General features: G+C 68.2%; 23 protein-coding genes and 1 pseudogene. 13 read left to right on the forward strand and 11 right to left on the reverse strand.

The window, feature by feature from the left end:
* Both ABW137_RS23740 and ABW137_RS23745 read right to left on the reverse strand, forming a co-directional pair.
* A partial coding sequence (locus tag ABW137_RS23740) for a DoxX family protein (RefSeq protein ID WP_526403906.1) occupies positions 1-185 on the reverse strand: 185 nt, incomplete at its 3' end.
* Between the two features lie 75 nt (positions 186-260).
* Positions 261-1,742, reverse strand: a complete 1,482-nt coding sequence (locus ABW137_RS23745; RefSeq protein ID WP_526403907.1) for an AAA-type ATPase lid domain-containing protein — start codon at positions 1,740-1,742, stop codon at positions 261-263.
* A gap of 225 nt (positions 1,743-1,967) precedes the next feature.
* On the opposite strand from ABW137_RS23745, the gene ABW137_RS23750 reads away from it, so the two are divergent.
* From ABW137_RS23750 to ABW137_RS23780, 7 genes are all read left to right on the forward strand, one after another.
* Positions 1,968-3,017 (forward strand): amidohydrolase family protein, encoded by a 1,050-nt coding sequence (locus tag ABW137_RS23750; RefSeq protein ID WP_526403908.1) that lies wholly within the window; start codon positions 1,968-1,970, stop codon positions 3,015-3,017.
* Between the two features lie 64 nt (positions 3,018-3,081).
* Positions 3,082-3,831 (forward strand): iron-sulfur cluster assembly protein, encoded by a 750-nt coding sequence (locus tag ABW137_RS23755; protein WP_526403925.1) that lies wholly within the window; start codon positions 3,082-3,084, stop codon positions 3,829-3,831.
* A 29-nt stretch (positions 3,832-3,860) separates the two neighbouring features.
* Positions 3,861-4,886: an NAD(P)-dependent alcohol dehydrogenase gene (locus ABW137_RS23760; protein WP_526403926.1), complete on the forward strand. Its 1,026-nt coding sequence runs from the start codon at positions 3,861-3,863 to the stop codon at positions 4,884-4,886.
* A 16-nt stretch (positions 4,887-4,902) separates the two neighbouring features.
* Positions 4,903-5,223 (forward strand): putative quinol monooxygenase, encoded by a 321-nt coding sequence (locus tag ABW137_RS23765; protein ID WP_526403909.1) that lies wholly within the window; start codon positions 4,903-4,905, stop codon positions 5,221-5,223.
* Between the two features lie 104 nt (positions 5,224-5,327).
* Positions 5,328-6,086, forward strand: coding sequence for a DUF899 family protein (locus tag ABW137_RS23770; protein WP_526403910.1), 759 nt, complete (start codon positions 5,328-5,330; stop codon positions 6,084-6,086).
* 102 nt (positions 6,087-6,188) lie between these two features.
* The gene (locus ABW137_RS23775; RefSeq protein WP_526403911.1) at positions 6,189-6,566 is read left to right on the forward strand and encodes a DUF6319 family protein; all 378 of its coding nucleotides are present in this window, start codon (positions 6,189-6,191) and stop codon (positions 6,564-6,566) included.
* A 6-nt stretch (positions 6,567-6,572) separates the two neighbouring features.
* A complete protein-coding gene (locus tag ABW137_RS23780; RefSeq protein ID WP_526403912.1) occupies positions 6,573-7,373 on the forward strand; it encodes an alpha/beta fold hydrolase in 801 nt (266 codons plus the stop codon).
* Here the strand turns inward: ABW137_RS23780 and ABW137_RS23785 are convergent.
* Together ABW137_RS23785 and ABW137_RS23790 are read right to left on the reverse strand one after the other, a co-directional pair.
* Complete coding sequence (locus tag ABW137_RS23785; RefSeq protein ID WP_526403913.1) at positions 7,370-7,642, reverse strand: hypothetical protein; 273 nt, start codon at positions 7,640-7,642, stop codon at positions 7,370-7,372. The genes ABW137_RS23780 and ABW137_RS23785 overlap by 4 nt on opposite strands.
* A 135-nt stretch (positions 7,643-7,777) precedes the next feature.
* Positions 7,778-8,530, reverse strand: coding sequence for an IclR family transcriptional regulator (locus ABW137_RS23790; RefSeq protein ID WP_526403914.1), 753 nt, complete (start codon positions 8,528-8,530; stop codon positions 7,778-7,780).
* Between the two features lie 71 nt (positions 8,531-8,601).
* Between ABW137_RS23790 and pcaH the strand changes: the two genes are divergently transcribed.
* The 4 genes from pcaH to pcaDC are packed head-to-tail and all read left to right on the forward strand — an operon-like array spanning position 8,602 to position 12,326.
* Positions 8,602-9,399 carry a protocatechuate 3,4-dioxygenase subunit beta gene (gene pcaH / locus ABW137_RS23795; RefSeq protein ID WP_526403915.1) on the forward strand — a complete coding sequence of 266 codons (798 nt, stop codon included), beginning with the start codon at positions 8,602-8,604 and terminating at the stop codon, positions 9,397-9,399.
* Positions 9,399-9,950, forward strand: a complete 552-nt coding sequence (gene pcaG, locus ABW137_RS23800) for a protocatechuate 3,4-dioxygenase subunit alpha (protein WP_526403916.1) — start codon at positions 9,399-9,401, stop codon at positions 9,948-9,950. The genes pcaH and pcaG overlap by 1 nt, the downstream gene beginning before the upstream one ends.
* Position 9,951: 1 nt before the next feature.
* Positions 9,952-11,157, forward strand: a complete 1,206-nt coding sequence (gene pcaB / locus ABW137_RS23805) for a 3-carboxy-cis,cis-muconate cycloisomerase (protein WP_526403917.1) — start codon at positions 9,952-9,954, stop codon at positions 11,155-11,157.
* A complete protein-coding gene (gene pcaDC, locus ABW137_RS23810; protein WP_526403918.1) occupies positions 11,154-12,326 on the forward strand; it encodes a bifunctional 3-oxoadipate enol-lactonase/4-carboxymuconolactone decarboxylase PcaDC in 1,173 nt (390 codons plus the stop codon). Before pcaB ends, pcaDC begins: the two co-directional genes overlap by 4 nt.
* Here the strand turns inward: pcaDC and ABW137_RS23815 are convergent.
* From ABW137_RS23815 to ABW137_RS23840, 6 genes are read right to left on the reverse strand one after another with little or no spacing between them, the layout of a single operon-like run.
* Positions 12,323-13,291: a squalene cyclase gene (locus ABW137_RS23815; protein ID WP_526403919.1), complete on the reverse strand. Its 969-nt coding sequence runs from the start codon at positions 13,289-13,291 to the stop codon at positions 12,323-12,325. The two genes, pcaDC and ABW137_RS23815, sit on opposite strands and share 4 nt — an antisense overlap.
* A gap of 28 nt (positions 13,292-13,319) precedes the next feature.
* Positions 13,320-14,774 carry an aminotransferase class I/II-fold pyridoxal phosphate-dependent enzyme gene (locus tag ABW137_RS23820; RefSeq protein WP_526403920.1) on the reverse strand — a complete coding sequence of 485 codons (1,455 nt, stop codon included), beginning with the start codon at positions 14,772-14,774 and terminating at the stop codon, positions 13,320-13,322.
* Positions 14,764-15,954 carry an amidohydrolase family protein gene (locus tag ABW137_RS23825; protein ID WP_526403921.1) on the reverse strand — a complete coding sequence of 397 codons (1,191 nt, stop codon included), beginning with the start codon at positions 15,952-15,954 and terminating at the stop codon, positions 14,764-14,766. The genes ABW137_RS23820 and ABW137_RS23825 overlap by 11 nt, the downstream gene beginning before the upstream one ends.
* A complete protein-coding gene (locus ABW137_RS23830) occupies positions 15,941-17,260 on the reverse strand; it encodes a class-III pyridoxal-phosphate-dependent aminotransferase (RefSeq protein ID WP_526403922.1) in 1,320 nt (439 codons plus the stop codon). Before ABW137_RS23830 ends, ABW137_RS23825 begins: the two co-directional genes overlap by 14 nt.
* A complete protein-coding gene (locus ABW137_RS23835; protein ID WP_526403923.1) occupies positions 17,257-18,750 on the reverse strand; it encodes an amino acid permease in 1,494 nt (497 codons plus the stop codon). The genes ABW137_RS23830 and ABW137_RS23835 overlap by 4 nt, the downstream gene beginning before the upstream one ends.
* 44 nt (positions 18,751-18,794) lie before the next feature.
* The gene (locus ABW137_RS23840) at positions 18,795-20,108 is read right to left on the reverse strand and encodes a type I glutamate--ammonia ligase (RefSeq protein WP_526403927.1); all 1,314 of its coding nucleotides are present in this window, start codon (positions 20,106-20,108) and stop codon (positions 18,795-18,797) included.
* 215 nt (positions 20,109-20,323) lie between these two features.
* On the opposite strand from ABW137_RS23840, the gene ABW137_RS23845 reads away from it, so the two are divergent.
* A complete protein-coding gene (locus ABW137_RS23845) occupies positions 20,324-21,121 on the forward strand; it encodes a class II glutamine amidotransferase (protein ID WP_526403924.1) in 798 nt (265 codons plus the stop codon).
* A 21-nt stretch (positions 21,122-21,142) separates the two neighbouring features.
* On the forward strand, positions 21,143-21,997 hold the full coding sequence (locus ABW137_RS23850) for a MurR/RpiR family transcriptional regulator (RefSeq protein WP_526403928.1): 855 nt from the start codon (positions 21,143-21,145) through the stop codon (positions 21,995-21,997).
* A 6-nt stretch (positions 21,998-22,003) separates the two neighbouring features.
* On the opposite strand, the pseudogene ABW137_RS23855 reads toward ABW137_RS23850, so the two are convergent.
* A pseudogene (locus ABW137_RS23855) lies at positions 22,004-22,302 on the reverse strand (MFS transporter); the annotation flags it as partial.

Raw genomic sequence — 22,302 nt, forward strand, 5'->3', positions numbered from 1 at the left:
AGAACTACCTCGAGCACGCCCGCCCACCACATGGGCCACGCCCCGAGTGCGACGGGCGAGCCTTCGGGAAAGCCGAACAGCTTCGTCGTTCCGTGCATGACGAAGAGGAGCCCAACGACTATCCGAGTAACCCCAAGGGCAGCCGAAGGTTTGATGTTGACGCGAGTCTTGGAGATTGTCGCCATAACGCGACCCTATGGAGGGGTCGTGGTGGTGGCCCGAACCTCACACCGATTTCATATCTTCGGGGAGTGGAGCACTCACGTCCTGACTTTGATCCCGTACTGACTTATCTTGCGGTACAACGTCGCTCGGCTCATCCCCAGCTCGCGTGCGGCATCGGCCATGGTGGGGCCGCCACCGGAGTGCAGCACACGGATGATCTCGCCACGCTCGAACGCCTCGATGCGGGACAGGTGCCGCGACGAGCCTGCGAGGACCTCCGGGGGCAGACTGCCCACGTCGATCACGTCGGTGCGGTTGGCGGCGTGTGACACGACCCTGGCGAGCTGCTCGACGTTGCCCGGCCAGCCGTAGTTCTGCAGCGCCCGCGACGCAGCGGCGCTGACGACGACGTCGCGGCCCCTGGCGCGCTTGGCGATGTGCGCCGCGAGCGGCAGCACGTCGTCGGGACGGTCCCGCAGCGAAGGCACCTCGACGACGGTGTCGATAAGGCCCCCGAGCGCCGTCGGGATGTCCTCGAAGCGCTCGGCCGTCACGGCGAACGGCACCGCGGCATCGCGACGTGAACGCACCACCAGATCCCGCAGCTGATCGGCCACCCAGATCGGCAGCACGTCTACGTCGCGAACGATCACGGCCGTGTGGTCCTTGCCGAGTTCCGGCGCCCACAGACCCAGCCAGGTCTGGATGTCCGACGCACCGGGCGCGCTGGCCGACAGGATCCGGTCCCGCGGGTAGGTATGCCGCGCCGCCTGCGCCAGCAGCGTCGACCGGCCGACGCCCGGCTCGCCGATGGCAGCCACGACGTTGCCGTCCGACATCGCCCGCTCGGCCAGCGCCACCGCTGAATTCCATGGCTCGGACAAGTCGTGCAGCGTGCCCGAGCCGGGTTCCAACCGCGGCACCTCGACGCGGAACACCTGCCCACGTGGGGTCTGGCGGGGACGGCGCCCGTTGGACCTGGCCAGCATGAGTGCGGCGGTGTTGCTCGCCGCCGACCGGGCCAGCGCCAGCAGCAGATCACTGGACGACTGGGACCAGGTGGTCAGGTTGACACAACCCTCCAGCCGTCCGGTGGTCGCGTCGAGGACGGGCACGGCCGCACACGTGAACGTGCACAGGCTCAGCGCGTAGTGCTGGTCGGCCCGCACTAGCGTCGGTGCCCGGTCGGCCAGCGCCAAACCCAGGCCATTGGTGCCGACGTCGCGCTCGGAGTAGGCGAAGCCGGGTGCCAGGTGCACGTCGTCGAGGGCTTGCAGCAGGCTGTGGTCGCCACTCATCCGGCTGAGCACCACGCCGTCGGAGTCGGTCAGCATCATGCTGACGGGCTCGTTGGCCAGGGTGCGGTGCAGGTCGAGGAGCACTTCGTTGCCGCACTCGACGAACAGCGACGCGAGATCGTCGGTACCGGTGAAGACGGGTTCGACGTTCTCCTGCGGGACGCCGTACTCCTCGCTGCGCTGCCAGGACGCCAGCAGCCGCCGCGGCACGACGGGTGAGTCGTTCGAGCCGTCCTGCATCTGGTGCAGCCGGACTCGGTCGGGTAGGTCGTCGGGCACCGGTCTCCTTCGGGTGCGCGCAGCCAGCGGGCGAGGGCGCGACCGCTGTGATCCACGTTACAAGCAGCGTGTCAGGCGCCGCGGCGAGATGGGTCCCGACGATGTCTCAGATTGAGACGCCGTTGGCCTCGGAAGGGACCGCCCGCGCCCATAAGCTCCGGTCAGGTGGTGTGACAGCCCTCACACCGCGACATCAGCCCGCCAGCACAGTCAGGGAGAAACCGCATGTATCGCAAGGACGACAACAGCTACTTCATCGTCGACGCCCACGTCGCGTTGTGGGACGCCCGTCCCGAGAATCAGCGCAACATCCACGGCAAGCAGTTCATCGACTGCTTCTACGACTACCACCGGAACCTGTCGCCGGAGTCGGAGGTGTGGAGCTACGAGGACTACCTGTACCAGGGCGGCCAGCGCCTGATGAAGGATCTGTTCACCGACGGCTACGTCGATCACGCGATCTTCCAGCCCGCTGCGCTCGGCGAGTTCTACTACAAGGGCTTCGGCCAGACCGACGAGGCGTTCGAGCTCGCGAGCAAGAACCCGGACAAGCTGACCTACAACCATAACTTCGACCCTCGCAACGGCGAGGCGGGCCTCGATCAGTTCCGTGAGGATGCCAAGAAGTTCGGCCTCAAGGGCGTCAAGCTCTACACCGCGGAGTGGCACGGCGAATCCCGCGGCTGGCGACTCGACGATCCGTGGGCGTACCGCTACTTCGAGGCCTGCCGCGAGCTCGGCGTGCGCAACATCCACGTGCACAAGGGCCCGACCATCCGGCCACTGGACCGCGATGCGTTCGACGTGGCCGACATCGACCACGTCGCGTCGGACTTCACCGATCTGAACTTCATCGTCGAGCACTGCGGGCTCCCCCGGCTGGAGGACTTCTGCTGGATCGCCACGCAGGAGCCCAACGTGCATGCCGGCCTTGCCGTTGCGATGCCGTTCATCCACACCCGGCCGAAGTACTTCGGACAGATCATGGGCGAACTCCTGTACTGGATCGGCGAAGACCGCATCCAGTTCTCGTCGGACTACGCGATCTGGACCCCGCGCTGGCTGATCGAGAAGTTCGTCGACTTCCAGATCCCCGCCGAACTGGCCGAATACGCGCCGATCACCACCGACCAGAAGAAGAAGATCCTCGGGCTCAACGCCGCCAAGATGTACGACATCCCGGTGCCCGCCGAGCTGCAGCTGGCCGACGCTGACGAGCCCGCAGTCGGACCCCGCGGCGCCGACGAGGCGGCCGACCACCTCGTCGGAGCCTGACGTGGATCGGGTGTTCCTTCGCGACGTCGACGAGGAGCGGAGCGGGATCGCGCGTGATGAGGTCATGCGGGCGCTCGACGTCGTCATCGACCCCGAGCTCGACGAGCCGATCACCGATCTGGGGTTCGTCCACACCGTGGACGTGGTCCCCGATGGGGACGGGGCGAGCGAAGCGACGGGGCGAAAATGGAACGTCGAAGTGCACCTGCGCCTTCCCACGTCGTTCTGCGCGCCGAACTTCGCCTACCTGATGGCGTCGGACGCGAAGGACGTTCTGACGGCGCTCGATTGGACCAACGTGGTGGTCGTCGAGCTCGACGACCATCACGATTCGGAGATCATCAACGGCGGCCTGGCTGCCGACGCCGGATACCGAGGCACGTTCCGCCACGAAGCGGAGGAGGATCTCGACGAGCTGCGGGTGACGTTCCAGCGCAAGGCGCACACCGCGGCAATGGAGCGTTGCCTGACCGCGCTGCTGCGGGCCGACCCAGCCCGCCCCGTGGAACAGCTCGGCTCAGTGACGATCGCCGACCTGCCCGAGGATGCCACCGCAGAGTCGCTGCTGCGCCGACGGGCCAGCATCGGATTGTCCACGTCGCCAGGAGATCTGGTGATGGTCGACCACTTGGGTATCGGGTACGCGCCCGATGCCGTGCCGCTGGCGTTGCGGCGGGCCCGGTCCACGCGGATCTCGATCGACGGCAACGCCCACTTCTGCCGGGGGCTACTGCGCACCCGGTACGTCGACGGGGGAAGCGAGACGATCGAGCAGCCGTCGACCTTCATTCCGCTGTCGGCACTCACCCACTAACCCCGAGAAGGAATTCAGTCATGAGCAAGATGAGAGCCGTCCAGGTCGTCGGCTATCACCAGAATCTCGAAATGGCCGAGGTCGAAAAGCCAACGCCCGTAGGACCATTCGACGTCGTCGTAAAGATCGGCGGTGCGGGTGTGTGCCGCACCGATCTGCACATCCTCGAAGGCCAGTGGGCCGAGAAGTCGCAGGTCCAGCTGCCGTACACGATCGGCCACGAGAACGCCGGCTGGGTGGAGGCCGTCGGCTCGGCCGTCACCAACGTCACCGAGGGCGACAAGGTGATCGTGCACCCGCTGATCACCTGCGGGCTGTGCCGGGCGTGCCGCTCCGGTGACGACGTGCACTGCGAGGCCAACGAATTCCCAGGGATCTCCACCAACGGTGGCTACGCCGAGTACCTCAAGACGTCGGCACGCAGCGTGGTGAAGATCGACGACGCCCTCGAACCGTCCGACATCGCGGCACTGGCCGACGCCGGCCTCACGGCGTATCACGCAGCCGCGAAGGCCGCCAAGCGGCTAACCCCGCGGGACCGCGTCGTCATCATCGGCGCAGGCGGGTTGGGACACATCGGGATTCAGGTTCTGAAGTCACTGTCGCCCGCCGAGCTCATCGTCGTGGACCGCAACCCGGAGGCGCTCAAGCTCGCCGAGGCGATCGGCGCCGACCGCGGCATCGTCGCCGACGGAACGCAGGTGCAGCAGGTGCTCGACCTCACCGGCGGCAACGGCGCAGAGGCCGTCGTCGACTTCGTCGGCGAGGGTGGCGCGACCAGCGAAGGTGTCGCCATGCTGCGCGGCGCGGGGGACTACTACGTCGTCGGCTATGGCGAGAACATCGACGTGCCGACCATCGACATCGTCTCCAGCGAGATCAACTTCATCGGCAACCTGGTCGGCTCGTACAACGACCTCTGTGACCTGATGGCACTCGCCGCCCGCGGCAAGGTCAACCTGCACACGCAGAAGTACCAGCTCGACGACTTCCAGTCGGCCATCACCGATCTCGACAACGGCAATGTCCGCGGTCGTGCCATCCTCATCCCATAAGGAGTAGTGATCTGCCGTGATCTTCATCGTCGTGAAGTGGACACCGAAGCCCGAGCACGTCGAAGACTTCCCGAACATCGTCGCCGAATTCACCAAGGCCACCCGCGCCGAGCCGGGCAACCTGTTCTTCGAGTGGTCGCGCAGCCTGGAGAATCCATCGGAATACGTTCTGGTCGAGGGATTCCGCGACGGTGACGCCGGCGGCGAGCACGTCAACAGCGAGCACTTCAAGACGTTCGTCGCCAAGGCGCCCGACGTGTTGGCGTCGACGCCTCTGATCATCAGCCAGTCGATCGACGCCACCGACTGGGCGGAGATGGGCGAGATCAAGGTCTGAGATCGGGGTCCGCCCCGCCGCGATGAATCCCTGGCGGGTCGTGAGTCAGTTCTGGTGCCGGTCGCAGACGATGGACCGGCACCAGACCTCACGGAGGACACCTCATGACGAACACCCTTGGCCGCCCACCCGTCGTCGACCTGCCAACCTGGCAGGCCGCCCGTGACGAGCTCCTGGTCCGCGAGAAGGCCCATACGCGCGAGGGCGACGCCATCGCGGCGGCTCGACGCCGGCTGCCGATGGTGGAGTTCGACGGCAGGGTCGAGGTCGTTGGACCCGACGGCCCGGTCCCGTTCCTCAGCCTGTTCGAAGACCGCGACGAACTCGTCGTCTACAAGCACATGTGGTGGGACGGCGCTCCGCACCAGGGCCAGTGCGAAGGGTGCACCACGGCCGCGTGGCATATCAGGGATGCCGCGTACCTCAACGCTCGCGGCGTCTCACTAGCCATCCTGACCGTGGGGCGGTGGGACGAGGTCGCACCGTACGTCGAGTTCATGGGCTACACCCAGCCCTGGTACTCAGTGCGTGACGTGGAGCCGCCGGTCGGCGGCAGCATGGGTTCCATCACCAGTTATCTGCGCGACGGTGACCGCACGTTCCTCACCTACTCCACGACGGGTCGGGGCAACGAACCCGCCGAGGGGATGTTCGCCCTGCTCGACATGACACCGTACGGTCGCGGCGAGGCGTGGGAGGACAACCCCGAGGGCTGGCCCGAGGGGCAGCACGCGTGCTGGTACTGGCGCTCCGATGCCGACGGCAACGCCACCTGGGGCCCGACGGGTCGGCCCGTACCCCAATGGACCCGCCCTGGCGCGACCAGCGAGGAGACGCTCGGCCGACACGGCGAACATTCCTGATCGAGGCCGCCGGTGGTCACCGAATGATCGAACGTGTGTTCTAATGGCTGTCAGCCCGGCCCGCTCACTGCGGGCGAACTTCAGAAGGAGCTCGCCGCAACGATGACTGTAGACACCATGCCAGCCGAACTGCTCACCGACTTCGACGACCCCGAGATTGCGACCCCCGCGCCCGAGGCCAAGAAGGCACCGGCCAAGCGCACCACCAAGAAGACCAAGACCCTGGAGCTGACCCTCACCGTCACCGGTACCGCCGACGGGGAATGGCACGCCGAGCTCAAGCAGGGCAGCACCTACCTGGCCCGCAACCTCGCGGTCGCGGCCGCCGCGGTCTCCCGCGCGGCCAAGGAACTGCACGAGGACCTCTCCACCCCGATCGACGCGGTCATCGAAGAGGCGCGCTCCCAGCAGGCCGCCAAGGTCGCAGCCCTCGAAGCCGAACTCGAAGCCGCCCGCAAGGCCCTCGCCGACCTGGACTGAGATGCCGTGCCGGAGATCACCGAGGGAACCCTCAAGGGTGGGCTTCCGTTTCTGAGGGTCGGCCGCGGTCGACCGCTCGTGTACCTGGCAGGGTTTTCCCCGGCACACGAGAACCCGAGCGGAGTTGCGCGCCGGATCGCCCTGCGGACGATCAGGCCCTTCGTGCGAGCGGGCTATCAGGTGTACTTCGTCAACCGTGCCCCCGGAATTCCCCTCGGCACCTCCTTCGCCGACATCGCCGCGGGCCATGCCGCCGCGATCGCCGACCAGTTCCCCGCACCGATCGATCTGCTTGGTCATTCGACGGGTGGATCACTGGTCCTTCAGCTGATCGCCGACCACCCCCGGCTGGTGCGCAAGGCGGTCGTCGCCAGTGCGGCTTACCGACTGGGCCCGGTGGCCAAGAGGGCGCAATTGGAGTTGATGCGAAACCTCAACGCCGACGGATCCTTTCGGGCTCCATCGATGGTCGAGGGATTCACCAGGAACGCCACGCTCCAGCGCATCCTGTCGCTGCCGTTGTCGTTGTCCAGCGCGGTGACGACGGTCAAGCACCCGGCCGACCCGGCAGCGCTGTTGTGGGCAGAGGACGGCTTCGACGTCTACGACCGGCTGGGGTCCATCGCCACCGAGACGTTGGTGATCTGCGGCGCCCGCGACTACTTCTACACACCGGAGCTGTTCACCGACACCGCGGAGCTGATGCCTCGCGCGCGGCTGGTGATGTATCCGCGTGCTGGCCACTCGATCGTCACGAAGAAGCAATTCTTCGCCGACGTGCTGAACTTCCTCGCGGACTACGGCTAGACGTTGACCAATTCGGCCTCTGGGTCCACCGCGGACCGACCGCCGGCGGCACGCAACTTCTTCGCCACCACCGCGACCAGCGCGAGTTGGACGACGCCGGTAATCACGAGTGGCCACAGCATTCCGGCCAGGACGGCTAGTGAGCCGATCGCCAGCGGTCCCGACGGTCGGAGGTCACGAATCTTCGTCCCGGCGAACAGCGCGACAAGCGTCGTCGCCAACCACCCGATCAGGTACGCAATCAACATCACGCTCACCTCGTCCTCCACGCTTCGAACCCTGCGTCCTTCGATTCCACTGTCCAACGCGGTCCTGAGAGCTTGCGAAGACGACCACGATGCTTACGTACAACGCAGCGATGAGCAGCGGATTCCCCTGGTGTGCGTCGTGTCACACCACCACCGTCACAGCGTGCGGCCGATTCCACGGGCGGCCACCTGCAACGCTCCGATGAGTCGTTGCCGGTCTCGTTTGAGGGTCGGGACCACGACGCCGATCGCTGCGACCACTGCGCCGTCGGGCCCGCCGTGCCGCACCGGGACGGCCAGCGAACAGCCACCCAGTGTCATCTCCTCGACCGTCGTGGCGACGCCGTCGCGGCGGACCCTTTCGAGCTGGGCGTTCAGCGTTGCGGGAACCGTGACCGTGTAGGGGGTGACGCGACGCAGCGACCCGAGCACCCGCTGCCGCACGTCGGCGGGGGCGTGCGCCAACAGCACCTTGCCGACGCCGGTGCAGTGCATCGGCAGGCGGCTTCCCACGGTGCTGACGATCGGCACCGAGGCCCGTCCCGACATGCGGTCCAGGTACAGCACCTCGTCACCGTCACGCACTGCCAGGTGCACGGTGGCCAGGGTGGCGGCGTATACGTCGTGCAGGAACGGTTCGGCCACCTGCCGCAGTTCGGCCTGCACGGGAGCCACCAGCCCTGCCTCCCACACCAGCCTGCCGACGACGTAGCGGCCGCCGTCCCGACGGTCCAGTGCGCCGCCCGTGACCAACTCGCCGATCAACCGATGCGCGGTTGGCAACGCCAGCCCGGCCCTGGCGGCGATCTCGGTCAGCGTCAGACTCCGATGCCGGTCGTCGAATGCTCCGATGACCGCGAGAACACGGGACGCGACACTCGCGCCGGGAGTGGAGGTATTGCCTGCCAATTACCCGATCCTTTCACTCAGCGGAAGTCTAGTCTTTCCTCGCGGCCACCGGCGGGGTTACGTTGCGAGACATGACAGCCCTGACCGACACCCCACCGGCCAGCGTCCAGCCCTCGACGCTGGTCACCCAAGCCGCCATCAGTGCAGAGATCTCGGCGATCGAGACCGACTACCACCGCGCCGGGCTGGAGGAGACCCAGCCCCGCCTGGACTACGCGCCCTACCGGAGCAGTCTGCTGCGCCATCCCACCAAGGACCTGCACCACACCGATCCCGAGACCATCGAGACGGCGTCCCCATGCTTCGGCCCCAGCGACGTCAGTCCGCTCGAATCCGATCTGACCATTCAGCACGGCGGAACCCCGATCGGCGAACGGATGGTCGTCACCGGTCGCATCGTCGACGGACACGGCAGGCCCGTGCGCCGTCAGCTCGTCGAGATCTGGCAGGCCAATGCAGGTGGCCGCTACATCCACAAGCGCGACCAGCACCCATCGGCGATCGACCCCAACTTCACCGGCGTCGGGCGTTGCCTGACCGATGAGCAGGGCTGGTACCGGTTCACCACGATCAGGCCCGGCCCGTATCCGTGGAAGAACCATCGAAATGCCTGGCGGCCCGCTCACATTCACTTCTCGTTGTTCGGCACCGACTTCACCCAGCGGATGATCACCCAGATGTACTTCCCCGGCGACCCCTTGTTTCCACTGGACCCGATCTATCAGGCGATCACCGACCAGAAGGCTCGTGACCGCCTGGTCGCCACCTACGACCACGACATCACCACCCACGAGTGGGCCACCGGATACCGTTGGGACATCGTCCTGACCGGCTCCGCGCGCACTCACTTCGAGGACGGACACCACTGATGACGACGCTGCTCACCGCGACGCCGGGACAGACGATCGGCCCGTTCTACGGCTACGCCCTGCCCTACGATCGCGGCCCCGAACTCGTCCCTCCCGGAACGCCAGGGGCCATCCAGTTCCACGGTGTGGTGCGCGACGGTGCGGGGCAGCCGGTACCCGATGCGCTGCTGGAGATCTGGCAGGCCGACACCAACGGCGCCGTGCCAACCGCGACGGGCTCGCTGCGGCGCGACGGATGGTCCTTCACCGGCTGGGGACGCGCCGCCACCGACGATGCCGGGGTCTACTCGTTCACGACGGTGATGCCGGGTGCCGTCGGTGGATCGGCACCGTTCATCATGGTGACGGTGTTCGCCCGTGGTCTGCTCAACCGGCTGTTCACCCGCGCCTACGTGCCGGGCGAGCACCTCGCCGACGATCACCTGCTCAACTCGCTGCCCGACGACCGGCGACACACCCTGATCGCGGACCGCGACGACACCGGCCTGCGCTTCGACGTCAAACTTCAGGGCGAGGACGAGACCGTCTTCCTGCGTTACCCGGGACAGTGACGTGACCGACCTGTTCTGGCCGGGCGACCAGAGGGCGGGCGACGTGATGTCCGACGCCGCGTTCCTGACGGCAATGGTTCGCGTCGAAACGGCCTGGCTGACAGTGCTCGTCGATGCCGGCGTCGCCCCTGACGCCGCTCGCGTTGACCTCGGGTCCACGCTGCGCGACGGCGATCTGGAGACCATCGCCCGCGGCGCCGAGGCCGACGGCAACCCGGTGACCGGTCTGGTCGCCCTGCTGCGGGAGCGAACCGGAGGACCGCCCGCGCAGTGGCTGCACCGCGGTTTGACCAGTCAGGACGTCGTCGACACGGCGCTGGTGCTGTGCGCCCGCGACGCCCTCGACGCGGTGAGCACTGCCGTCCTCGCTCAGGTCCGGACCCTCGCCGACCTCGTCGAGACCCACCGCGACGCTCCGATGGTCGCTCGCACCCTGACGCAGCACGCCGTCCCGTCCACCGTCGGCGGCAAGTTCGCGGTTTGGCTCGCCGGCGTGTTGGACGCCGTCGAACCCCTTGCCGCCCTGCGGTCCTCGTTGCCGGTGCAGGCAGGCGGTGCGGCGGGCACCCTCGCTGCGACCACCGAGCTCGCCGGGTCCGCCGATGCCGCGCTTGGATTGGTCGAAAGCCTAGCCACCGCACTGTATCTCGTGCCCGCACTGCCCTGGCACACCCGCCGCGCCCCGATCACCCGGATCGGAGACGCGCTGGTGACATGCTGCGACGCGTGGGGACACCTCGCCGCCGACGTCGCCACGCTGAGCCGACCGGAGATCGGCGAGCTCTCCGAAGGGCACGCAGGCAAGTCATCCACCATGCCGCACAAGCAGAATCCGGTGCTGTCGGTCCTGATCCGCCGGGCAGCCCTGAGCACCGGGCCGCTGGCCAGCACCCTGCACACCGCATCGGCGTGCAGCGTCGACGAGCGCGCGGACGGCGCGTGGCACGTCGAGTGGGCGACGCTGCGGACGTTGGCTAGGCGCACCGTCGTCGCCGCCGCGCAGACCGCAGACCTGCTGGCGCACCTGCGGATCGACGTCGAGCGATCCGCCACCATTCTCGCCGATGCCGATGGCATGGATGCCGAGCAGCTGTCAATGGCGAAACTAACCGAGCGCGAACCGCTTCCGAGCTACCTCGGTGCCACCGACCGGATCGTCGACGCGGTGCTGCAGCGCGCAAGCCAATACCTCAAGGAGGCGACATGAGCATTCCGCAACTGGTGAGCATCGACTTTGGCAGCCCCGAGCCCGGTGCCCCCTTGCTGCTGCTCGGCCCGTCCTTGGGCACGTCGGCCAGCACGCTCTGGCGGATTGCAGCCCAGCGCCTCGGGCAGCGCGCGCACGTCGTCGGCTGGGAACTACCTGGGCACGGCCGGAGCAAGGAGGCGGCCCCGCAACCATTCTCGATGGCCGAACTGGCCGCGGGCGTGCTGGCGCTGGCCGACGAGATCGCCCCGGGCGCATCATTCCACTATGCGGGCGACTCCGTCGGCGGCTGCGTCGGACTGCAGCTGCTGCTCGACGCGCCGGGTCGAGTACTCACGGCGACGGTCGCCTGCACGGCCGCCAAGATCAGCACCGAGGACGCCTGGCGGTCCCGTGCCGCGACCGTCCGCACCTCGGGCACCAGCGCCGTGCTGGCAGGCTCGGCCGAACGCTGGTTCGCGCCCGGCTACCTCAACCGCGAGCCCGAGACGGGATCGGCGTTACTGCATGCCCTCGGCGACGCCGATCCCGAAGGCTACGCCCAGGTGTGCGACGCACTCGCCGACTTCGACGTGTCCGACCGGCTGCAGGAAATCACCGTCCCCGTGCTCGCGATCGCCGGGCGCGACGACGTCGCCACCCCGCCAGAACTGTTGGAGCACATTGCTTCCGGAGTCAAGGACGGGCGGCTCGCCGTGCTGGACGACGTCGGGCACCTCGCGCCCGCCGAGGCCCCGCACGAGGTGGCCGCGCTCATCTCCGAACATCTGCTCGCGGGCGCTCCGGCAAGCGAGGACGCAATATACGACGCAGGCATGGCGGTCCGTCGCGCCGTTCTTGGCGACGCCCACGTCGACCGTGCCGTCGCGGGCACCACGGAGTTCACCGCGGACTTCCAACACATGATCACCCGGTACGCGTGGGGCACCATCTGGACCCGGCCGGGCCTGGACCGGCGCAGCCGTTCGCTCATCACCCTGACCGCGATGGTGGCCCGGGGTCACCACGAGGAGCTGGCGATGCACGTCCGCGCCGCGCGCCGCAACGGCCTGACCAACGAAGAGATCAAGGAACTGTTCATGCAGGCCGCCATCTACTGTGGCGTGCCCGATGCCAACACGGCGTTCCGCATTGCCGGCCCAGTGTTGGCGGAGATCGACGCGGGCTAAGCCGTCCGATCCCACCAGTCGAGGACACGAGTTCCGTACAGGGTCAACCACTTCGACGGTTCCCCCGCGGGCACGTCGACCTCGAACCACACCCGGCCCTCGTCGCGACCGGCCTGGAGCCACGTGCCGTCGGATTGCCTGGCGGCCCTGATCATCTCGATCGCCTCGGCCATGCGCGGGTCGGGCTCCACTCCGTCGACGGCGGTCGCCTCGCGGAAGTAGTCCACCGCGTTGAGGGTGCTGCAGACCCAACGGATCGGGTAGGCGAAGTGGTCGACCCACGATCCCACCGCCTCACCCGTGGACAAGCGCCGGAAGAGCCCGCGCTCCAACAGATATTCCTCACCACCATGTCGGGCGGCACGCGACGCGTCGGTACCGCCCGTCGCCACGTCGAACGCCAGCAACCCCTTGAGCGAGTTCAGCGTCGAGTGGAACGACGATCGCCGCGAGCCATCGACCCACTCGCAGTTCCACCCACCGTCGGGCAGCCGGTGCTCGACGAACCAGTCGGCGATGCCGGTGACGTCGGCGCCAAGCCACAGGCCGTTGGCGAGGGTCCACGCGTTGATGCAGCAATCGACCTCGCCGCCCCAGTACGGGAGGTCGTCGTACTCCCAGCGCGAGTTCTCGGCGAGGAGTTCAGCCGTGCCACGCAGTGCCTCCGCCCCTACCCCCCACTCACGCAACGAGTTCAGCGTCCACGTCGTCGCCGTCCACGGCTGGCCCGACGAGGCCTCTTGCCCCTCGAAGTCGAAGTCACCAGGAAAGAATGCGCCACCGGCCCATTGCCCGTCGGCATCCTGCAGCGCGAGCAGTCGGGCACCGAAGCCCTCCGTCGCAACTCGATCCCTGGTGGCCGCCCACACCGCGGGCGGGTCGCCGAGGACGTCGCGCTCGACCTGCCATCGCAGGGCGGGATCTGAGTCGAGGAGCCACGATACGAGTGTCGTCTCCGCCACCATGCTGAAGGAGCGTAATGATGACCGCCGCTCAGCGCACGACCTTGACGAGCGCCAGCGTCGGGTCCGAGGCACTGATCGGATTTCCCGCCTCGCGCAGCGCCGTCAACAACCCGAGCACGTCCTTGCCGAGCCGCTCCCCCGGCATCACCAGAGGAATACCTGGCGGGTAGGGGGTGATGGCCTCCGCCGCGATCCGACCCGTCGCACCCGCAAGTGGGACGGACTCCGCGACGGCGAAGAACGCCTCCCGCGGCGTCAGCACCGTCTCCGGCCGAACCGCCAGCAGGTCGCTGACCAATCCCGTCTGACTTCCCACGGCTCGTAACCCGGCACGACCGGCGACCTCGGCGAAGCCGTCGACCAGACGATCCACGTCGGCGTCGGTGTTCCCGATCGTGGTGATGCAGAGCACGTGGCCGGTGCCGCTGAGCTCCGGTTGGACCCCGTGCACCCGGTTGAGCCGAGCGACGACGTCACGCGCGTCGAGGTCGAGACCGGTTGTCCCGATGAGGAGTTTGGTCTCGTCGAGCTGATGAAGTCCAGTCCCTGCGCCTGCCAGGTGCTCGGGGCGCAACACCGTCAGCCCGGGGATCGCGGCGAGCCGGTTCGCGGTGCGGCGGGCGCGGTCGAGGGTCGCGTCGAGAAGCTCGCGGCCCTGCAGCATCATCTGACGGCGAGCCAGATCGATCGACGCCATGATGGCGAAGTGCGGGCTGGTGGTCTGGATCAGCTGCAACCCCCGCATCACCGTCGCCGGATCGAGGACGTCGGGATCGACGTGCAGCACCGCCGCCTGGCTCAGGCCCGACAGGATCTTGTGCACCGAGTGCACGGTGGCGGCGGCCCCGGACCGCTCGCCGGGTGTCGGCAGGTCGGGGTGGAACGCGAAGTGCGGCGAATGTGCACCATCGACAAGCAGTTTCGCGTCGTATGTGCGACACAGCTCGGCGAGCTTCGCGATGTCGCCGGTGGTGCCGTAGTAGGTGGGATGCAACACCCAGAGCGCCTTGGCACCCGTGTCGGCGAACGCGCGCTCCACCACGTCGGCGTCCAACCCGTGCGCGACGCCGAAGCGTTCGTCCCAACGCGGTTCCAGCCACACCGGCCGGGCACCGACCTGCACCAAGCCGGCGAGGACGGACTTGTGCGCGTTGCGCGCCACCAGCACCGGCTCGTCGGGTCGCAACGCCGACAGCGCGACGGCGATGTTCCCGCTCGTCGAACCCTGGACCAGGATGAAGCTCTGCCCGACGCCCCACGCGTCGGCGATCAACCGCTCGGCCTCGAGAATCGGGCCCTCCGGGCAGTGCAACGTGTCGGTGTCCGGCAGGTTGTTCAGGTCGACGGCGGCGAGGTGCTCGCGAAACCATGGGTCCAGCGTCCGGCCGCCCTTGTGCCCGGGGCTGTAGAACGGCGCCTGACCGCGGTCGACGAATCGCCGAAGCGAGTCGAAGAGCGGCGCCGACTCGTGCTTAGAGGCCATACACCCTTTCGGCATTGTGCACGCCGATCATGTCGACGATCCGAATCGCGTCATCGATCCCGCAGTCGCCCGTGCGCACCCAGTCACCCAGCACCAGGCCCATGGCGCGTCGCCACAGCACCGACCCCAACACGTGGAGTTCGGGCGGCCCGAAGGCATCCGACGAGTACAGCTGCTTGGCGAACGGCGCGGTCTCCAATGCTTCGGCCACCAGACCCGTCGAGCGCGCGCCGAGGTAGTTGATCGCCAGCCCGACGTCGAAGTTCACGTGATCGAACGCCTGCGCCAGATAGCCCGCCTGCCGCTGGAACGGGTAGCAGTGCAGCAGCAGTACCGGCACCGGCGTCATGGATCGCAGCAGGGGAAGCAGCAGCATCGGGTCACTGCGGTGCAGATCCATGTCGCGGTCCCCGAATCCGACGTGCACCTGGATCGGCAGTCCGTGCGTGGCCGCCTCGTGCACCGCGAACGCGGTGAGCACCGGGCTGTCGACCCGCAGCGGCTTGGGTCGTGCACTGAGCTCGCTGGCGTGGGTGACGACCTCGGCGTCGACCGGCCGCGCCCAGTCGATGTCGAACCCCGTGCGGTAGGCGGCAATCGTCTTGGTGCCCACCACTTCCGGATCGTCGGCGGCCCGCTGCAGGGCGGCGCGGAAGACGTCGGGAAAGTCGTGCGGTGCCGTGTCGCCTTCGAGGAGGTCCTCGATGAGGCGCTCCAGACGCAGGATCTCCGACGACGGCACCCCGCTGAGCTTCGTGAGCTGCTCGGGCGTGGCGATCAGGTCACCCTTGAACCCGGTGTCGACGACCCAGCGCCCGACGTTCGCCGCTGGCAGCATCGTCTCGGCCAGCTCGACGGCGGACAGCTCGCTGCGCCGCGCCCAGTACTCATCGGCACCCGCCAACGGTTCGAGGCCGAGCAGCGGCGCGCACCAGCGCCGAATGGAAAGACCCAGGGGCGAATCGAACTGGGTCATGAAGTCCGGGACCGGATCGGTGGATCCCTCGTTGATCGACGCTTCGAAGTCGGCGCGGTCGACGGCTTCGTTGAACGAACCGTGAACGTGGTGGTCGATCAGCTCGACGGCGCGCAGATGGTCGGCCAGCGCGTCGGGCACCAGATCTTCGACCCCGGCGAACACTCCGCCCGATACCCCAAGGGGCAATTCACCAGCCGGCATATCGTGCGACCTCCTCGGCATTCACTCGTCCCGCGGCGGCGTCGGCGATCGCCTCGCCCAGGATCTCGACCGCCCGACCCGCTTCGGTCTCGGTGAGCACCAGCGGCGGCGTGATCTCCAGGACGTTGCCGCCGACGTAGTAGACGACCGCTCCCAACTCCCAAGCACGGTAGACCACCTGTGCGGCGAGGCGGGGATCGCGTTCCCCCGTCTCGGGGTCGACGAGCTCGAGACCGATCGCCAGCCCACGCCCTCGGACGTCGCCGATGCGCTCGGCGCCCGGCGAGCCTGCCAGCGCGCGCAGCCCGTCGGCCAGCAGCGCACCGATCTTCGCCGCCCGCTCCGGCAACTCATCGCCGACGATGGTGGCCAGCACCGCACGTCCCGCCGCGGTGCACACCGGGTTGCCCGCGGTGGTCAGCAGCGCCGACGCGGGAGGGTTGTCGAGGATCTCCGCGGGACCGACGGCCGCCGACAGCGGCAACCCGCCTCCGAGCACCTTGCCGAAAGTCACGATGTCGGGCACCACCCCGGACTCGCGAAAGTCGTGCTCGAAGGCATGCAGCGTGCCAGGCCTGCCGAGGCCCATCTTGACCTCGTCGCAGATCATCGGAACGCCGTGGCGGCGGCACAGCTCGTGAAGTCGGGCAAGGAAGCCGTCGGGCGGCACGATGAGCCCGCCGTCGGACAGGATCGGCTCCACGATCAGGCAGGCGATGGAGCCCCCGCTCAGATGGTGCTCGGCAGCTTCGAGGCACGCTGTCGCGTCCTGTTCGACGGTATCCCGAACGGGCCGAAAGGGATTGGGGAAGGGCAGGAATACCGCGTCCGGGTCGGCGGGCACGCCCGCGTCGACGTGCACGCCCGAGACTCCCATCGCGACGCCGACGCCGCCGTGGTAGCTGTGCTCGAACGCGATGACGGTGCGGTTCCCGGTCGCGTGTCTGCAGGCCCGCAGGGCCACGTCGTTGGCGTCGGAGCCCGCATGGCCGAGGTAGACCCTGCGCTCCCCCGACCCGGGGACGAGGGCCAGGAGATCCTCGGCCAGGCCGACCGAGTCGGGGTGCACGGCGGATAGACCGCCCGAACCGGGGGCGGCGCGCACCGCCCGACTCACCGCCTCGACGATCGCCGGGTGGCCGTGTCCGAGTCCGCTGGCCGTCCACGTCGCCGACAGGTCGAGCAGTTCGCGGCCGTCGGGCGTGACGAGCGTCGACCCATGGCCCGATACGACTTCCAGCGGGAAGAAGCGCAGCTTCTCGATCCCGGCGACGACGGCGTCGTCACGCTCGTAGAGCGTGCTCATTGCACCGGCGGCGTGTCCGCCAGCTCGGCGGCGAGTGACTCGCCGACGCGCTTGGCGATGCCAGACGCCGCGATGGCGATGACCAATCCGACCAGACACCAATACAATCCGAGCAGCGGGGCGGCCGTCCATTCCGTGGCGTCCTTGACGTTGAACCACAGCACCACGGCGATCACCACGGCGCCCAGCAGTGGCAGCACCAGGCCGGGCACCTTGCCCTTGCCGCCGTGCACGCGGACGAACTTGGGGGCGCCGACGAACCAGGCGGCCGCGAGTTCGACGAGCAGGTAGCAGACCATCAGGCACACCGACCCGGCGACGGCGAACAGGAAGTAGGTGTCGATGGCCGGGTTGTCGGTGCCCATCACGGGCCAGCCCGTGGCACCGCAGATCAGGTTGACCACGAGCGCCACGACGACGACCAACCAGGTGGCCAGGCGTGGGCCGCCGGTGCGTTCGTGGATCTGGGCCAATGCCTTGGGGCCGAACCCGTCCCGCCCGAACGCGTAGAGCATCCGGCCGGAGGTCGCCGAGGTCGCCAGGTGGCAGCCGAACGCAGCCACGGTGGCGGTGAAGATGATCAGCAACGAGAACCACTGCCCGACGTAGGTGCTGCCCAAGTCGCCCAACGTGTTTCCCGAGCCCTGGAACGCCTCCAACCCGGCCGCGTCGGTGCCGAACCCGATCACTTGGGCGAACATCACGACGACGAACAGCACACCGGTCAGCAAGAGCGTTCCGCCCAGAGCCCGCGGAATGTTGCGGCCGGGGTTGTCGGTCTCTTCGCCCATCGACGCGCAGGCCTCGAATCCGGCCCAGGACAGGAACGCCGCCACCACGCCGCTGATCACTGCCGAGGCGGAGACGCCGTCGAAGGTGAACACGCTGAAGTCGACGCCGGTGCTCGGCGCTCCGCCCTTGGCGAAGATGACGATCACCAGCACCACCATCGACAGGATGCCGATGCCCTCGATGACGAGGAGGATCTTGGCCAACAGCCGAATGTCACGGCCGGACAGCAGGAACGAGATGACGGCCCCCACGACGACGACTAGGAGCCACGGCACTTGGTAGGGCTCGGGGTTGTCGGGTTGAAGCTGCGCGACGAACGCGTTGACGAAGGCGGCCGTCAAGGCCAAGGTGCCGATGGAGAACCCGACGTAGGCCCCGAGCATGGCGAAGCCGGAGAAGAAGCCCGCTCGCGGCCCGATGGTGCCGCCCACCAGCCCGTACGCCGACCCGGCGTGATTGAGGTGTCGGGTCAGCCGGACGAAGCTGTACCCGACGAGGGATACGCCGACCAGTCCGATCAGAAACACCAGCGGGATGGCCTTTCCGACGGTGGCGATCAGGCCCTGCCCGTTTCCGGACATCGCCAGGGTCGGGCCGACCAGGGCGACGGACATCGCCAACGCCACCCAGAACGGCAATCGGCGATGGGGCAGCTGGCCCGTCCCTTCGGACGAGCTGGCCGACGTGCTCGTGGTCATCGTTGCTTCCTCTCGGTCGTGTCGTGCGTTGTCGGAAGGGTGAATCAACAGCTCCACGCCAGGCGCAGCGCCTGCGTGGTCTCGGCCGGGGACATCGCGCCGAACGTCTCTTGCTCGTAACGCCGCACTGCGACAAGGCCTTCGACGATGTCGGGGGTGAGCAACTCGGCAGCGACGGCGGAGCGCTCCAGCGCGTCGATGACGGCGCGCTGACCCGTGGGCAGCGGAGGTGTCGTGGCGTCGGACTGCGAGGGATTCTCGGGAATCTCGACGGGCAGATCGAGTCCGAGGGCGATGCCGCGCAGTGCGCTGCCGAGGAACGCCGCCGCGGCCAGGTACGGGTTGGCCGACGGGTCGATCAGCTTCAGCTCGGCATTGGCGCCGTGCGGATTGCCCGGGGTGGCCGCGATGAAACGCACTGCCGCTTCGCGGTTCTCCAGACCCCAGCACGCCGCCGCTCCGGCCCAGTTGCCCGGTTTCAGCCGGAGTTCCGACACGACGGCGCCGGCGTACACGCCGAGCAGATCCGGCAACGTGTCGATCACGCCGGCAATGGCCGACCCTCCCGCGGCGCGGATGCCGTAGGGCCCATCACCGCCGGCGAACAGCGGACCCTGCTCATCGCTCAACGACAGGTGCAGGTGCGCTCCGTTGCCGGCCGCACCCTCGAAGGGCACCGGCGAGAACGAGATTCGTAGGTCGTGCCGGGCGGCGGCCCGGCCGAGGACGATGCGCGTGAGGATCACCGCGTCGGCGGCGCCGACCGGCGTGGTCGGTGCGAGCGAAACCTCGAGCTGATCGTGGCCGTACTCCGTGTGGATCTGTTCGACGGCCAGGCCCGCGCGCTCGGCCGTGGTGGCGAGGTCGACGAGGAACGCCGAGCGGTCCAGCGAGGTGCGTAGGCCGTACGGCGACCAGGGTCCGGTCGAGGCGGGACCGCCGTCGGGTGTGAGCATCGTGCATTCGAGCTCGGCACCGACGAGCGCGGTCAGGCCTCGGTCGGCTGCCGACTGCTCGGCGCGGGCCAGCAGCGAGCGGGTGCACAGTGGCGCGGCGTCGCCCGCCTGGTCGGTGAGATTGCCCGGGGCCCACGCCACGCCGGCTTCGACGACCCTGGCGTCCGCCGGGTCGATGCGGATCCGCAGGTCACCGGCGACGCCGATGGTCGGGGTGAACGCGATGCCACTGTCCACGCAGAACACGCTCCACGACGGAGACACCCCCATCCCCGAGCGCTGGAAGTCGCCGAGTCGGCGCAGCGGAACGTACTTGGCCCTGGTGACGCCGGCCGGATCGGTCAGTGAACCTGCCACCAGCTCAACGCCTTTGGCACGCAGCTCCCCGATGCGCTCCTCCAGCTCGCCCTGCTCGCCCACGGCTTTGTTCGTCCCGTCGCTTCGCTCGCCCACCACCGCTTTCGTCCCGTCGCTTCGCTCGCCCACGGGCGCCTCCTTCACTGCATTCGACCCAACCCGGGTGAGTCTGCGAGGAATCTATGTCATGAATGTTTCAGGATCTTTAAATTCGGCAGTTTATGATTGATTCGTAAGATCAGAGATCGGAGAATGCTTGCATGTGTCGACTCTTGGGTGTGGTGTCCGCAGCCCCGGTTTCGATCGCCGATGCGGTCGGCGATGGTGTGCTGAAGGACTTCGTCGCCCTGACGAAGGTGCACGGCGACGGGTGGGGCGTCGCGACCCAGGATGCGGTCGGGGTCACTCCGCGCGTCGAGGTGTCCGCGGGTAGCGCACTGGACGATTCCGATTTCGTCGCGGCCACGCACGACGGCCGGGCCATCGCGTCGGTGGTGCACCTGCGCTGGGCGACGAACGGGCTCGCGGTCGAACGGCAGAACTCGCATCCCTTCCTGGCGGACGGCCTCGCCATGGCGCACAACGGCACCATCAAGCCGATGGGGCCGCTGAACGATCTCCTCGAACCCGAAGAGACCGCATCGCTGGGTGGGACTACCGACAGCGAGCGCTACTTCGCGGTGATCCGCCAACATCGCCGTACTGCACCGACTCTCGCCGAAGCGGTGTGCCGAGCCGTTGCCCGTCTTCGGGAGCTGTATCCCGAAGCCTGCCTCAACGCGCTGATCCTCGGGGAGGATCAGCTGGTGGTGGTGCACGCGCACGCGCGCAGCGTGCTTCTCGCCGAGGACGTCGAGGAGATCAGCGCAACGGATCTCCCCGCCGAACATCTGGAGGACTACTTCGCCCTGCGGGTGGCACGCCCCGACGACGACACCCTGGTCGTCGGGTCGACGGGCTTCGGAGACCTGGCCTGGGAACCCCTGCCGCCCGAGTCGGTGGCCGCGTTCTCGCTCTCCGACAGATCGATGACGCTGCACCCACTAGTGACGCATTGACCGAGTGACGCGTTGACCGAGATGACGGACGAAAGCGTCGCCGCCAAGGCCAGCGCCGCCCTGGCGACGCTGAGCCGGGCCGAGCGCCGGGTGGGCCGGGCCCTGCTCGCCGACTACCCGAGCGCTGGGTTGGCCAGCGCCGCCCGGCTCGCCGAACGCGCCGAGGTCAGCCCGCCAACCGTGCTCAGGTTCGCGCAATCGCTTGGCTACGAAGGGTTCACCGACCTTCAGGTCGCCCTACGGGCCGAGCTGACGGCGCGGTCCAACGGGCCCATCACCCGGATCCCGACCACACCCGCCGCCGACGGCCTGTTGGAGGGATTGCTGCAGCAAGCCAACGCGCAGAACGCGTTGGCGATCGAGACCCTCGCCCAAATCCCGGCCTCGGCGCTTGAGGCCGCGGTCGGGCTCCTGTCGGACACCGGGCGTCCCCTGTACCTGCACGGCGGCCTGTTTTCGCACCTGCTGGCGGTGTACCTCGGTCAGCACCTCGAGCAGCTACGGCCGGGCGTGCGCCTGCTCGCCGATCCCGACGGCCGCGACCTCGGCGCCATGATCGAGCTGACCCGCAAGGACGTCGTCGTCCTCTTCGACTATCACCGCTATCAGCGCAGCGCCGCGGACCTCGCGGCCAGGGTCCATCGAGCGGGCGCCACCGTCCTGTTGATCACCGACGACCTGGCCTGCCCGGTCGCCCCGGAGGCCGAGGTGGTGCTCGCCGCGTCGAGCACGGTTGACACCACGTACCAGAGCATGGCTGCGGGGTTCCTCCTCACCGAACTGCTCATCCCGCTCGTCATGGACGCGGTCGGGGAGCCTGCCCGCACCAGGATGGCGCTGTGGGAGGACCAACGCAGCACCGAATTGCTGACGTGAGGCGCCTCAGGCAGCACTCGTGACCGAAGCGGCAGCGTCGCGTGGCAGCCGCAGCGTCTCGATCAGCGTGACCGCGATCAGTGCCCCGAGGACCAGGAAGGTCCACGCGTAGGCGGTGCCCACGTCGTGCCCGTTGGTCACGGCCAGCGGGGTCAGGACGCTGAGCGCCAGAGCCGCGACCGCGATGCCGAGGCCCGCCGCCAGCTCCTGCACCGAGGCGTTCAGGGTGTTGCCGTGCGTCAGCTCCTCGCCCTCGACGTCGCAGAACGCCAACGTGTTGTAGGCGGTGAAGCCGATCGAGCGCA

The sequence above is a fragment of the Mycobacterium sp. genome, assembly GCF_040509115.1.
In the GTDB taxonomy this organism is placed as follows: Bacteria; Actinomycetota; Actinomycetes; order Mycobacteriales; family Mycobacteriaceae; genus Mycobacterium.